Origin of the sequence: Neisseria sp. P0016.S008 (assembly GCF_051957775.1) — a bacterium.
Lineage (GTDB): Bacteria > Pseudomonadota > Gammaproteobacteria > Burkholderiales > Neisseriaceae > Neisseria > Neisseria flavescens_B.
On the sequence record NZ_JBQCWB010000004.1, the window covers coordinates 25,566 to 39,154 of the forward strand.

The 13,589-nt window shown below is 47.8% G+C and carries 11 protein-coding genes; 4 read left to right on the plus strand and 7 right to left on the minus strand.

Annotated elements, in window-relative coordinates:
* Position 1 precedes the first annotated feature (1 nt).
* The 4 genes from ACTHS8_RS06115 to ACTHS8_RS06130 all read left to right on the plus strand — a co-directional run bounded on the left by ACTHS8_RS06115 (position 2) and on the right by ACTHS8_RS06130 (position 3,376).
* Complete coding sequence (locus ACTHS8_RS06115) at positions 2–844, plus strand: HlyC/CorC family transporter (RefSeq protein ID WP_070589562.1); 843 nt, start codon at positions 2–4, stop codon at positions 842–844.
* Positions 841–1,578 (plus strand): methionine ABC transporter ATP-binding protein, encoded by a 738-nt coding sequence (locus ACTHS8_RS06120; protein WP_003679393.1) that lies wholly within the window; start codon positions 841–843, stop codon positions 1,576–1,578. Before ACTHS8_RS06115 ends, ACTHS8_RS06120 begins: the two co-directional genes overlap by 4 nt.
* A 1-nt stretch (position 1,579) precedes the next feature.
* Complete coding sequence (locus ACTHS8_RS06125) at positions 1,580–2,266, plus strand: methionine ABC transporter permease (protein ID WP_440373256.1); 687 nt, start codon at positions 1,580–1,582, stop codon at positions 2,264–2,266.
* A 198-nt stretch (positions 2,267–2,464) separates the two neighbouring features.
* Positions 2,465–3,376, plus strand: coding sequence for a MetQ/NlpA family ABC transporter substrate-binding protein (locus ACTHS8_RS06130; RefSeq protein ID WP_440373257.1), 912 nt, complete (start codon positions 2,465–2,467; stop codon positions 3,374–3,376).
* A 590-nt stretch (positions 3,377–3,966) separates the two neighbouring features.
* Here ACTHS8_RS06130 and ACTHS8_RS06135 read toward each other — a convergent pair.
* The 7 genes from ACTHS8_RS06135 to ACTHS8_RS06165 form a co-directional block, all read right to left on the minus strand.
* Positions 3,967–4,992: an FAD:protein FMN transferase gene (locus ACTHS8_RS06135; RefSeq protein WP_440373258.1), complete on the minus strand. Its 1,026-nt coding sequence runs from the start codon at positions 4,990–4,992 to the stop codon at positions 3,967–3,969.
* 116 nt (positions 4,993–5,108) lie between these two features.
* Entirely contained in the window at positions 5,109–5,603 is a 495-nt protein-coding gene (locus ACTHS8_RS06140) for a nitrous oxide reductase accessory protein NosL (protein ID WP_254323188.1), read from the minus strand.
* A complete protein-coding gene (locus tag ACTHS8_RS06145; protein ID WP_440373259.1) occupies positions 5,600–6,430 on the minus strand; it encodes an ABC transporter permease in 831 nt (276 codons plus the stop codon). Before ACTHS8_RS06145 ends, ACTHS8_RS06140 begins: the two co-directional genes overlap by 4 nt.
* The gene (locus ACTHS8_RS06150; protein ID WP_188209882.1) at positions 6,427–7,320 is read right to left on the minus strand and encodes an ABC transporter ATP-binding protein; all 894 of its coding nucleotides are present in this window, start codon (positions 7,318–7,320) and stop codon (positions 6,427–6,429) included. The genes ACTHS8_RS06145 and ACTHS8_RS06150 overlap by 4 nt, the downstream gene beginning before the upstream one ends.
* A gap of 59 nt (positions 7,321–7,379) precedes the next feature.
* Positions 7,380–8,741 (minus strand): nitrous oxide reductase family maturation protein NosD, encoded by a 1,362-nt coding sequence (locus ACTHS8_RS06155; protein ID WP_440373260.1) that lies wholly within the window; start codon positions 8,739–8,741, stop codon positions 7,380–7,382.
* A gap of 198 nt (positions 8,742–8,939) precedes the next feature.
* Positions 8,940–10,907, minus strand: coding sequence for a TAT-dependent nitrous-oxide reductase (gene nosZ, locus ACTHS8_RS06160; RefSeq protein ID WP_254342447.1), 1,968 nt, complete (start codon positions 10,905–10,907; stop codon positions 8,940–8,942).
* 110 nt (positions 10,908–11,017) lie between these two features.
* On the minus strand, positions 11,018–13,291 hold the full coding sequence (locus ACTHS8_RS06165; RefSeq protein WP_440373261.1) for a 4Fe-4S binding protein: 2,274 nt from the start codon (positions 13,289–13,291) through the stop codon (positions 11,018–11,020).
* Between the last annotated feature and the right edge of the window lie 298 nt (positions 13,292–13,589).

Consider the following 13,589-nt stretch of genomic DNA (forward strand, 5'->3'; position numbering starts at 1 on the left):
AATGGACGGTACGCAGTCGAAACCCAAGTTTTTCGAACGCCTAATCTCCCGACTTGCCGGCGAGCCCGACTCCGCCGAAGACGTATTGACCCTGTTGCGCCAAGCGCACGAGCAGGAAGTTTTTGACGCCGACACACTGACCCGGCTGGAAAAAGTATTGGACTTTGCCGAGCTGGAAGTGCGCGATGCGATGATTACGCGCAGCCGCATGAACGTATTGAAAGAAAACGACAGCATCGAGCGCATCACGGCCTACGTCATCGAAACCGCCCATTCGCGTTTCCCCGTCATCGGCGAAGACAAAGACGAAGTTTTGGGCATTTTGCACGCCAAAGACCTGCTCAAATATATGTTCAACCCCGAGCAGTTCCACCTGAAATCCGTCTTGCGCCCTGCCGTTTTCGTTCCCGAAGGCAAATCTTTGACCGCCCTTTTAAAAGAGTTCCGCGAACAGCGCAACCACATGGCGATTGTCATCGATGAATACGGCGGCACATCCGGTTTGGTCACCTTTGAAGACATCATCGAGCAAATCGTCGGCGAAATCGAAGACGAGTTTGACGAAGACGACAGCGCCGACAATATCCATGCCGTTTCTTCCGAACGCTGGCGCATCCACGCCGCTACCGAAATCGAAGACATCAACACCTTCTTTGGTACGGAATACAGCAGCGAAGAAGCCGACACCATCGGCGGCCTGGTCATTCAAGAGTTGGGACATCTGCCCGTGCGCGGCGAAAAAGTCATCATCGGCAGCCTGCAATTTACCGTCGCACGCGCCGACAACCGCCGTCTGCACACCCTGATGGCCACACGAATTAAAGAAAACACGGATAAACCATGATTATTCTGGATCACGTTTCCAAACACTATCAAACACGCGACAAAAAAGACTTTGTCGCCGTCGAGCCGACCAGCCTCGAAATCAAACAGGGGGAAATCTTTGGCCTAATGGGCTACTCCGGTGCAGGCAAATCCACCCTGTTGCGTCTGATTAACTTATTGGAACGTCCGGATACAGGTACCGTCAGCGTGTGCGGCCAAGAACTGACCGCGCTCAACGCCACGCAACTGCGCCACGCCCGACAAAACATCGGCATGGTATTCCAACAGTTCAACCTATTGAGCAACCGTACCGTTGCCGAAAACGTCGCTTTTCCTTTAGAAATTGCCAAATGGCCGTCTAAAAAAATCCAAGCGCGTGTTGAAGAATGTTTGGAAATCGTCGATTTGCAAGACCGTGCCAACCATTACCCGTCCCAACTTTCCGGCGGTCAAAAACAACGTGTCGGCATTGCCCGCGCGCTGGCGCCGCAACCTCAAGTCATCCTCGCCGACGAACCCACTTCCGCCCTCGACCCTGCCACTACGCGCAGCGTTTTGAAGTGTTTGGAAGACATCAACCGACGTTTCAACGTAACCATCGTCATCGTTACCCACGAAATGAGCGTTATCCGCCGCCTGTGTGACCGTGCCGCCCTCTTGGACAAAGGCCGTCTGTTGGAAATCGTTGAAGTACACGGCAACCAAATCCATGCCCAATCCGAAATCGGGCAAGAGCTGATTCGAGAGGACTAATATGGCAGATTTAACATTTGAAAGTGCTGTTGAGACCATCGTCAGCATGAAGGGCGAAATTATCCAAGCCTTGGGCGAAACCTTTATTATGGTCGGCCTATCGACTACTTTTGCCGTTATCTTCGGTACGATTTTGGGCGTATTGCTGTTTGTGACGTCAAGTCATCAGTTGCACTACAACAAACAGCTGAATTTATTTTTTGACAACCTGGTCAACCTGATGCGCGCATTCCCTTTCGTCATCCTGATGATTGCCATGATTCCTGTTACACGCGCCATCATCGGTACGACCATCGGCCCTGTTGCCGCCTCATTGGTATTGAGCGTATCCGGCCTATTCTACTTCGCCCGTCTGGTCGAGCAAAACCTACGCGAAGTACCCAGAGGCGTGATTGAAGCGGCCTCCGCAATGGGTGCCTCGCCCATGAGCATCATCTGCAAAGTGCTTTTAAATGAAGCGCGCGCAGGTATGGTTTCTAGCATTACCGTACTGGCTATCGGCCTTCTGTCATACAGCGCGGCGGCAGGCATGATTGGCGGTGGCGGCTTGGGCGACCTTGCCATCCGTTACGGCTACTACCGCTATCAAATGGAAGTCATCATCTTCATCGTTGCCATCCTGGTTTTACTCGTTATCCTGATTCAAGGTATCGGCAACAGATTGGCACGCAAACTGGATAAACGTTAAACATGCCGGGTCGTCTGAAATGGACTTACTATTTTTCAGACGGCCTGTTATCTATTTAGAACATATTAGGATATATATTCCAAATAAATTCACAAAAAACATCCTCATATTTCCAAAATAGATTTACAATCCCTCTTTTTTTGACGGCAGCAGCTTGAGGCTGTCTGAAACCGTTTTATCATCCATCAGGAGCAAAATATGCAAACCAACACATTCTTCAAAACCCTTTCAGTCGCTACGCTGGCCATCGTACTGGCTGCCTGCGGCGGTCAAAAAGACAGCGCGCCTGCTGCTTCTGCCGCTTCTTCTGCCAACAACGGCGCAGAGAAAAAAGAAATCGTCTTCGGTACAACCGTCGGCGACTTCGGCGATATGGTAAAAGACCAAATCCAACCGGCTTTGGAGAAAAAAGGCTATAAAGTCAAACTGATCGAGTTCACCGACTATGTGCGCCCCAACCTTGCTTTGGCTGAAGGCGAATTGGACATCAACATCTTCCAACATAAACCTTATCTGGACGACTTCAAAAAAGAACACAAACTGGACATCGTTGAAGCCTTCCAAGTACCGACTGCACCTTTGGGCCTATACCCTGGCAAACTGAAATCTTTGGACGAAGTGAAAGACGGCGTCAGCGTTTCTGCACCTAACGACCCGTCCAACTTTGCCCGTGCATTGGTTATGTTGAACGAATTGGGCTGGATTAAACTAAAAGCCGACGTTGATCCGCTAACTGCCTCTAAAAACGATATTGCCGAAAATCCAAAAAACATCCAAATCGTAGAACTTGAAGCCGCCCAACTGCCACGCAGCCGTGCCGACGTTGACTTTGCCATCGTTAACGGCAACTACGCCATGAGCAGCGGCATGAAACTGACTGAAGCCCTGTTCCAAGAGCCAAGCTTTGCCTACGTTAACTGGTCTGCCGTCCGCACTGCCGACAAAGACAGCCAATGGCTGAAAGATGTAACCGAAGCCTACAACTCTGACGAGTTCAAAGCCTACGCACAAAAACGCTTTGCCGGTTACAAATATCCTGCTGCATGGGGTAAAAACGCAGCTGCAGGTGCTCAAGCCGAAGCTGCTTCTACTGCTTCTGCAACCAAATAAGTAACTTTTTGAAAAAAGGCCGTCTGAACATTCAGACGGCCTTTTTCTATTGATTATCTCTTCCCAAAGCTCAAAACACGTTTTTTGATTAACGCCAAATACTTACACAATTCCCTTTTTAAACCAAATCAATATGTTGTAAAAAAGTTCAATAAAAAATCATGTTTTTATTCAATATAATCAATCACTAAATGAATTATTCTACTTTTTTATAATATTCACTAGTAATGTTCCGTTTATCCTGATATTATACCGCTCATCTAAAGACATCCGGTTATCTGCATTACAGACCGTTCATCTGAATTGCTTCAAACCACTTTGTCGGATTTTCCATGTATGTTGTGTTTCTCCGTATCGAAGGGGTTTGAGCGGTCGAAATACCGTATTGCTTAGATATTAAAGCTTCGTGCTTTGAAATGAGTGAATTTTTGTTTTAAGTGTCGTAATCTCTTGCTAATTACTCCCAGCTGCAAGAGTTTCAGGGTTGCCCCTTGGGCAGCCCTTCTTTTTTATCTTCCATTTTTTCAGCAATCAAGCCTTCCCTGCACTAGACACATAGTCAAAACCGCAATCAAGGCCCCCCCTTCCCCTCAGCCTCCAATCTTCTTCAATTCATTATTCGGCATCACCAGCCAAACCTGTGCCTTTTTAACTTGAGCCGCAGTACGGATGGACGCCTCATCCATAATGGAGAATGCAGTGGAAAAAGCATCGGCAACCGCCGCACTCTCCGCCATGACGCTCATGCTTTTATAACGCGGTTGGCTTCCGCCTGTACGCGGATCAAAAAGATGGGTAAATTTGCCAGCTTCGTCCATTACCGTGCCATAGCCGCCCGATGTGGCAAAGGCTTGGTTTTTCATGGCAATGGTGGTCAGGATTTGGTCTTCTTGGTCGGGATTGCGAATGCTGACATTCCACTCGCGCTGGTTGGCATTATCAAAGCCGTAAATTTCCCCCATATCAATCAATGCCTGGGTAACGCCTTGCTGCTTTAACAATTCAACTACTTTATCAGTGATATAGCCCTGCGCAATGCCGTTGAGTGACAAGCCCATGCCTTTTTGGGCAAAACGGATTTCTTTGGTATCAAAATCGACTTTGTTGAAATCCACTAATTTGAGCGTGTCTTTGATACTGCGTTCGGACGGCGGTGTTTCGGTTTTGGGGTTTCGCCTGAAATGGTCGGCATACAGATTCCACAAAGGCTGAATGCTGGGATCAAATGCACCCTGTGTCAGCTGATGAATATCTCGACTGATGCTGAGCAGCTGCAAAAAATCGGATGGCGGATTTTTCAGACGGCCTTCTCGGTTTAAACGGCTGATCAGGCTGTCGTCCCGATACAGGCTGAAGATTTTTTCCAACCGTAAAACTTCTGCCAATACTTTGTTGACCAATATTTCTGCCTGCTTGCGCTCAACGCCGAACAAACGCAACTCCGCGCCCGAACCCAATGCAATACCTCTCCAAATAACTGGCTGCTCTTCTTGATTTGGGCTGGTCGGATGAGTCGGTTGATTAGTTTTGCGGCTGATGGCAAAAGGAATGCCGACACCGGCGGCAAGTGTAGCGGCGATAGCAAGGAAACGGCGGCGCGTTAACGGAGTGGACATAAAGTATTCCTTGGTTTTTTATCTTTACATTGAAAGCTGCATTCATTAAATCATCAATCGGCAGCTTCCAACACAAAGGCCGTCTGAAACTGTTTCAGACGGCCTTTATTGGTTGTTTATTTGAAAATGTATTCGTCGGGCATCTCTGCAAAACCGACTACCCTGCCGCCTTTTTCTTTGGCGAATTTTTCAGCCTGAGCCTTGTCGGCAAACGGAAGCGCGTCTTCCGCACCCATACCGCCGATAAAGCTGCTTTCGATAACGTAATAGGCTTTTTTCGCATCTATCCATTCGGCGTCGGCATTGGGTTTTTCCCAATCTTTGACTTTGCCCATATCGGTAACATAGATGGCATGAATGCCTTTAGGCTCTTCGGGCAGTTTGGTGTAGCCGAACATCTGCTTGATGGTGGAAAACCAAACCGGTTTGTCAGGTTTGCCGTTCAAGAAGATTTGCGCTTTAGGGCCGTTGTGTTCGGTCAAATTCATGCTGCAGTAATGCCCGACTGCGCTGTCGCTGATTTGTTGGGGCGCAGGCGGAGGAGTATTTTCCTCTTTACTACAAGCAGATAAAGCAAGGATGGTGAATGCTGTAAATAATATTTTTCTCATATTTGTCTCTTTCCGAAAATCCAGGCGGCTAAGACCAAAGGAATGATAACCCATAATACCTGCGCCGTCAGCAAAACCGGCATAGTCAGGCTGATTTGATCGCTTAAACCGGCCATACCTGCGTACATCGCGGTGTTTTCATAACCAGTCAGGTTGAGCAGACGGTAAATGTCGGAAGGATTGAACAAGAGAATGGTTTCTACAACAGGCGCGGTAATGACTTGTTCGGTATCGGCAACCAAAATACCCAAAAGCGCCATATCGAAAATCACCACAAAAAACAGCCATACGCCGATGGCGATACCGGCGGCAGTACCGCGTTCTTTGACTTTCGCGCTGATCAAATAACCCATAGACAAAAAGGCTGCACCAAGAATCACACTGGCAACAATCAGGAGGGCAAAAGGTTTCCATGCGCCAAGGTCAAAGCTGCCGTTGGCAAGCTGAAGGGTAATGCCTGCCAATCCGTAGCCTGCCGTAGTAGCAAGGGCAAGGATGATGAGATGGCCGATAAATTTGCCGGCAAGGATTTGGTTGCGCGAAATCGGATAGCTCAACAACAGCGCCATCGTGCCGCGTTCGATTTCGCCAATCAGCGCATCATAAGAGAGCAACATCGCAATCAACGGAATCAGGAAAATCGACAGACTGGAGAGGCTGACAACGGTAACGGTCAACGGATCGACTTTGACTGTACCGGTAGGTGAGCTGCCCAGGAAACCCAATGACAGGGCAAGCGCGGCAAGCAGGAGTGCGGCGGCGAGTACCCAACGGTTGCGCAGGCTGTCGCGGACTTCTTTGCCGGTAATAATCCAAACGGGGTTCATACGTCTTCCCTTTTTAAGAATTGTGCGTACATATCGTCAAGTGTCGGGGTATGGATATCGATATAGGCAAGGTTGCCCAAATCACCCAATTCGCTCAAAAGTCCCATACGCTCTTCGGCTTTACATTGCGCTTTATACGACAGGCCGTCTGAAAGCGGCTGCCAACGCTCGCTCAACTGACGCGCTTCTTTCAAACGGACATTGACGGTCAACGGCAAACCGCTTTGAACATGCAACTCATCCATGCTGCCATCGGCAACTTTCACGCCGTTTTTCATGACGATAATGCGGTCGGCGTGGCCATCGAGTTCGGCAAGCGCGTGCGTGCTGAGCAATACGGTCGCACCGCGTCCATTCAGTTCGCGCACGACTTCGTAAAACATTTGGCGTGAAGCCGGGTCAAGGCCTGTGGTCGGTTCGTCAAACAATAAGACTTTAGGCTCGCCCAACAAGGCTTGTGCCAAAGCGAGACGCTGGCGCATACCTTTGGAGTAAGTGCCGACACGGCGACGTGCAGCTTGAGAAATGCCGACGCGTTCCAACAACTCACGGTTTTTACTCAAGGGCTGTTTTTTCAGCTTGGCATAGAAATCCATGGTTTCAATGCCGGTCAATGAAGGATGAAGCGCGACGGTTTCAGGCAGGTAGCCGATTTGACTGCGAAGCAGTGCGCCTGCCTTGCTGCCGGTACGCTCGCCCAGCAACATGACTTCGCCTTCGGTCGGTGTAATCAGGCCGAGTATCAGCTTCATGATGGTGGATTTGCCTGCACCGTTATGCCCTGCCATGCCGACACTTTCGCCTGCTTTGAGGACTAAATCGACTTGGTTGACGGCTTTTTGACTGCCGAATTGTTTGGTCACGTTTCTTAATTCGACGTGGTTGGTCATGAATAATTCCTTTGTGCCGTTTCAGACGGCCTCATTCAAAAGGCCGTCTGAAAACATGTTTAATTCAAAGATCCGTTTTCGGCATCGCTCCAATCGGATTGGCGCGTATTGGCTTCGTGCAACAGCTCATCCTTCATGGCTTCGTATTTGGTGCTTGTTTTGTTGCTGATCGGTTTCATCAATGGCTTACTGTCGATGACGCCGCCCGGCAAAATAGCGGGGAACTGAGATTGCGCCCATTTGACAATGCTGACGGCAGGACTGTTCATCAGCAGACGGGACACGGGCGCGCGCCAAATGATTTGGTCGATGATGCCGTTCGGTCGATAGGCGTTGTCGCCAAAACCATCGCCATCAAGGTCGAATGTGCTGTTGTCGCTCCAATAATTGCCTCGTCCGCCCTCTCCCCAATCAAGGAAACGGGTGCTGACGTATTTGACTTGGCTTTCGTTGTTGATAAACGAATTATTAAACAGGCTTGTGCCTTCAATAGCCGCGGTAAAGTGAATACCGATTTGACAGTTTTCAAAATGGTTGTCAAAAATTTTATTGAAGTTGGCGTTATAGGCGAATACGCATTTACCGGCTTTATTGATAATGTTGTCGTTAATATCGGAATAGTTGACGTAGTTGAGCATGATGCCTTGGTCACGGCTGCCCACAGCGATATTGCCATACACTTTAAGACGCTCTGAGAACATCAACACATAGCCCATATTGTTGCCGACGGAGATGTTGTTGCTGATCTCGCTGTCGTTGGTGTACATATAATGCACTGCAAAACGCAAATCACTGAAACGATTGCCTTTATAGGTGTTGTTTGTACTGGTATTGGAGAAAATACCGTCACGGCCTTTGGAAATATCGTTGTCGACAACTTGCGCGCCCGGCGCATTCCAAACCGTTACGCCATTACCGCGCTCATTCACGCGCAATGTGGCTTCCCCGACAATCTTATTTTCTCGCACCATCGATTCTGCCGCGCCATGGATGTACACGCCGACAGAGTTGTCCAAGATATTATTGTGTTCAACCAATGCACGCGGAGCCGTTTCCTCAAGATAAATCCCTGCATCCATGGCCGGCAGACTCAAGCCAGAATTTGAGACTGTCAGATTGCGCAGAGTCACGTCAGGCGCATGAACGGCAATGGTACGCCCGCTCCTGTCGCCAACAATCTTGGCGGAGCGGTCGGCCGGACCTTCAATGGTAATCGGTTTGTCGATATAGAGTTTGGTCTTGTATGTACCGGAGGCAAGCTTGAGCGTATCGCCGGCTTGGGCGCGCGCTAAAGCATCATTGAGATTGTCTTGTGCGGATACGTTGATGACTGCGGCAAAGGCCGTCTGAACCATACTGCCAAGCAGCAATACGAGTGCGGCACGTTGCCATTTGGAACGATGGATTTGTGTGTGCGTCATAATCATATCTCTGTTTCAGACGGCCTGTTTTCTACACGGTAAACATATGCAGAAACAGGTATTTTGATGTTATAGCAAAGCTGTCTGATGATGGCTTATATCTCATTGCAATATCTGCAGACAAACAGCTTTGCTATAAAGGCCGTCTGAAAAAATGTCTTTTCAGACGGCCTGAAGGATTAAATCATCCAACCAAAATTATTTTGGTTTAACAATCATTTGGCCTGACATTTCCATGTGCAATGCGTGGCAGAACCATTGGCAGTAGTACCAGTGTACGCCTGGACGGACTGCTTTGAAGGTTACAGAAGATGTTGCTTGCGGGCCAATCTCCATAGCGATACCATAGCCTTCCAAAGTGAAGCCGTGAGTCAAGTCCTCAATGGTCTCAACGTTGGTTACATATACAGTCACTTCGTCGCCTTGATTCACTTCAAATTGAGGAATGCTGTAAGCAGGCGCAACGGCAGTCATGTATACGCGTACTTTGTTGCCTTCGCGTACGACTTTGGCAGCTTTTTCCAGCTCAACACCGTCTTTTTGAGCTTGTTCCAAAGCTTCTTGCCAGAACCATGGGTCTTTGCGGTCCCAAGTTTTGCTTGGGTTCACTTTAGACGCAGCAACCAAGCACAAGTCGTGTGGTTCGGCAAAAGTCGGATTGTCGTGCACCAGACGCATTTCGTCGCCGGAGATGTCGATCAATTGGTCACACTCAGGTTTCAAAGGACCGGCATTCAAGAAGCGGTCTTTAGAGAACTTGTTCAAAGATACCAACCATTTACCATCAGCTTCTTTGGTTTCGCCCATGGTAGTGTGGTTGTGGCCAGGTTGATAGTGAACGTCAAGTTTTTGTTTAATCGGATCGATTTTCTCGCCTTTGTAGGCTTTAATCGCATCGTCGATGTTCCATTTCACCATTTGGCTGTCGATAAACAATGTTGTATAAGCATTGCCGCGACCGTCAAATGCAGTGTGTAATGGGCCAAGACCCAGTTGAGGCTCGGCTACGACAACATCACGCTCTTTGATTTTGCCTGCAAACAAGTCATCCAGTTTGCTAACATCCAATACGGTAACGGTTGGAGACAGTTTACCGTTGAGCATGATGTACTTGCCGTCAGGGCTTGCATTACAACCGTGAGGAGAGTTAGGAACCGGGATGTAACGAGTGTATGGAGAGTTGGCTTCCGCACGACCATCCAACATTTTCACGCCGTTAACTTCTTTGAAGTCGCCTTTTTTGATGCCTTCTTCGATGGCGGCCAGGTTAAATACCACACACCAGTCTTGTTCGTTAGAAGATGCACCTTGTACAGTCAGAGCGCGCTCAGAGTTATAGCAGGTAGAGAAAGAGTATTTACCTTGGTAGTCGGCATCGCCGTTGTCCAAGTTACCGTCTACCAATACTTGCCATGCGATGTCCATGGTTTCGCCGTCAACTGCAGTATAAACGGCATTCCAAGTTTTAGGATCATCCCATTTGCCTACGCCGTCAACAGGAACGATATGCTCGCCGTTGGCAAATACGTAACCGGTTTTCGGATAGCGTTGAGGACGCAGACCGTGGACACCCGAAACATTTGGAATTTCAACGATTTTATCGGTTTTCATCACATCCAAGCGGATACGGCAAACACGGTTGTTTGCTTTATCGTTGGCATATGCATAGCGGCCGTCGTAAGTCTGATCGGTAAAAGACAAGTGCGGGTGGTGCAAGTCGCCGTTAGGGTAACAACGCAGACCACTGTCTTGCAGGAATTTACGAGTTTCCGGCGTAATTTTTTCATTCAAAATACGCAAGCTTTCGTTGGTACGACCCCAACCGGTAGCGCTGTCCATATTGAATACAGGGATACGCATCAACTCACGCATAGAAGGTACACCGATCAAGCGCATTTCGCCTGATTGACCGCCTGACAGGAAACCGTAGTATTGGTCAAGCTCGCCTGGACCTACTTCGGAAGTTTGTTTACCCGGTTCGGCAGAATGAGCTGCTGCTTTCTCAGCAGGAGCTGCGCCAGAAGCGGCAGCTTTATCACCCTCACCGTTAGAGCAACCGGCCAAGCCCAACAAACCGGCACCGGCAATACCTGCACCGGAAGCAGCGGCAGTACCTAAGAATGAACGACGGCTTAAGCCGTTTTGTTCTAATTTTTCGTCTGACATACGACACTCCTTGGATAAAATCCGGCGGCCGATTTTTTTCAGACGGCCTGCCGATGAAAAAATTTCTAAGTCGGGCTGCCGATACAGCCCTCTTTTTTATTTATAAATTACTACTTGTCAACACTGATTGCTGATTCTTTTTTAACAAACTGAACAACTTGTTCTTGAGCATTTTGCGCTACTGCCGCATCGTGCTGCTCAGATTTTGCCGCCGCTTGCTTTTGTTTTTTCTTATTCGTTGCCACTACTTGAGGGCAACGCGTATCGTGGTGATACATTACCTGGCAATGCAGACATTGGATACATTCGTTCGGATGAATGTCACCTTCAGGTGCGATTGCCTGAACCGGACATTCGTGTGTACAAATCTGACAAGGATTGCCACACATTTTATAGCGACGCAGCCAGTCAAACACACGGAAGCGACCCGGCAATGCGATACCCGCACCCAAAGGACACAGATAACGGCAGAAGAAACGTTCGATAAACAAGCCTGCGATCAGCAAAGCGGCAGCGAACAGAACAAACCACCATTCACGCATAAATTTCAAAATGATTGCAGTTTTGAAAGGCTCAATTTCAGCAAATTTTTCAGCCGTACCCAAATCGTACAGGGAAATTGCCAACAAGGCGAAAAAAATTACATATTTAATCGCACTCAGACGGGTATGCAACAAGTGTGGTACTGTAATTTGTTTCAGACCCAATTTTTTGGCGATACGGTTGGTTAACTCTTGCAATGCACCGAAAGGACACAGCCATCCACAGAATGTACCGCGGTTCCACAACAGCATGGTCGCCGCTGTAAAGAGCCACAGAATAAATACCAGCGGATCCATCAGGAAGAATTCCCAGTGGAACTCAGTCAAAATGGCTGAGAACAACGTCAAAGTATTCACTACTGATAATTGTGCCTGAGCATACCAGCCGATATAAAACAGCGTAAAGATCAGGAAACAGAGGCGGAAACGGTCATACCATTTTTCGTAACGTACAATCCAGTCTTGGAACAGGAATACCAACAGGAGAATTGTCAAAGCAATACCGACAACAATAATTTGACCTTGTTTGGCTTTCCAAACCTGTTTCCAAAGTTGGTTGGAAACACCATCATCACCGGCAGTTGCATCTTCGGCAATACCTGTACTTTCAGGAGCTGAAGCTGCAGCCGCAACTTGCTCAACCGGCGCGCTGATTTCAACCGGCGGTGCTTTAGGATCGTCAACGTAGTAGCCTTTTGGCAATTCGTAATCCAAATCTGCAGTTACGAAAGCTTTATCGTTAACGCTCAATACACGTTGAATCATCAATTGCAAACGCCATGGCTCGGCACCATCAAATTCCACACCCTCAGGGATTGTGAACCAAGATACCTCTTTGAATGCAGGTGCACCTTCCGCTGCCAAAGCAACCACACGCTCATGCTGTGCATCAGTAAAACGGAAGCTGGTATCGCCCTGAATCATTTCGATACGGTCAAAGATACCGCCGCGAACATAACCCGAACCTTTCCAAGAATAGCGACCCTCGCCGGCCACCATTACGGCTTCTTGACCAGGTTTCAAACGTTTTTGCAGGTTGTTCCAGCCGGCTTCGCCTAAAAGACTTTTACCGATGGAAGGTTGGCTGACCAAGGCAACATACAGATCAATAAATGTATCATTACCATCGCCCTGCTCCGCATGATCTGCCACACCTGCTTTACCGCTTTTCTCAAACAGTTTATTGATTTCGTCGATAGAAATATGCAGATGACCGACGGCTTTTTGTTCCAAAAGCGCATTCCATGACAGGATATCTTGTTTGTCTTGACTGGCAACACGACGCGGACGGGTTTGAACGGCAGGTTCGGCAGACTGTTCGCCGGAAGCAGCTGCTGCATCGGTTTGAACTGCTTTATCAGTACCCAAATGATATTGATGGATTACCGCCTTAACAGAACGCTGAATACTGTCATTGATGACCATCAGGGTTACAGTCGCACCACTAATAATATCCCCTGGCGCAACACCCGGTTGAGGCGGGTTTTTAATAAAATTTAAGCCGATATATTTGTCAATGAATTTATCAACACGGGATTGCGGGATACCGATCAGCATAATTGGCTCATGGTGTTCAACCAATTTTGCTCCCGCAATAGTGCCATCATTGGCCAATGCAACCATTGTATCAATCGGCTTACTCGAATAACCACGCGTATTGACCACATCAGTCGTGATATAAACCAAACCAAGCTGCTCTTCGCCTTTATATACACGAGCAACCAAAGGCTTACCTTCAGGTTTGCCGTAGCGATCAGCACCAGGAAAAATTTCAGAAGGCTGAATTTTTGCCAAGAAATCAGGCAAGCGCTCTGCGTAAGCAGGCAGGCTTACTATCATCATAGAAAACACAGTAAACAGCACAAGGATTCGTTTCCAAATGCTACTTAAGCACTTCATTTCAAGACAGGACATGACTATTCCCGATATATCGATACTCTAAACACTTATATTATATGAATCATCTATCGGCAATAATTTGATTAAAATCAAGTTTACAAATCTTAAAACCAAATTCTACATGCTAATAATACTTTAGAACTATAAAAAATAAATCTTTTATTAGTAGACATGAAATATAGGAAAATCAAATCAATCCAATAACCATCTCAATATCGTTAACTTATTTATAATAATACTC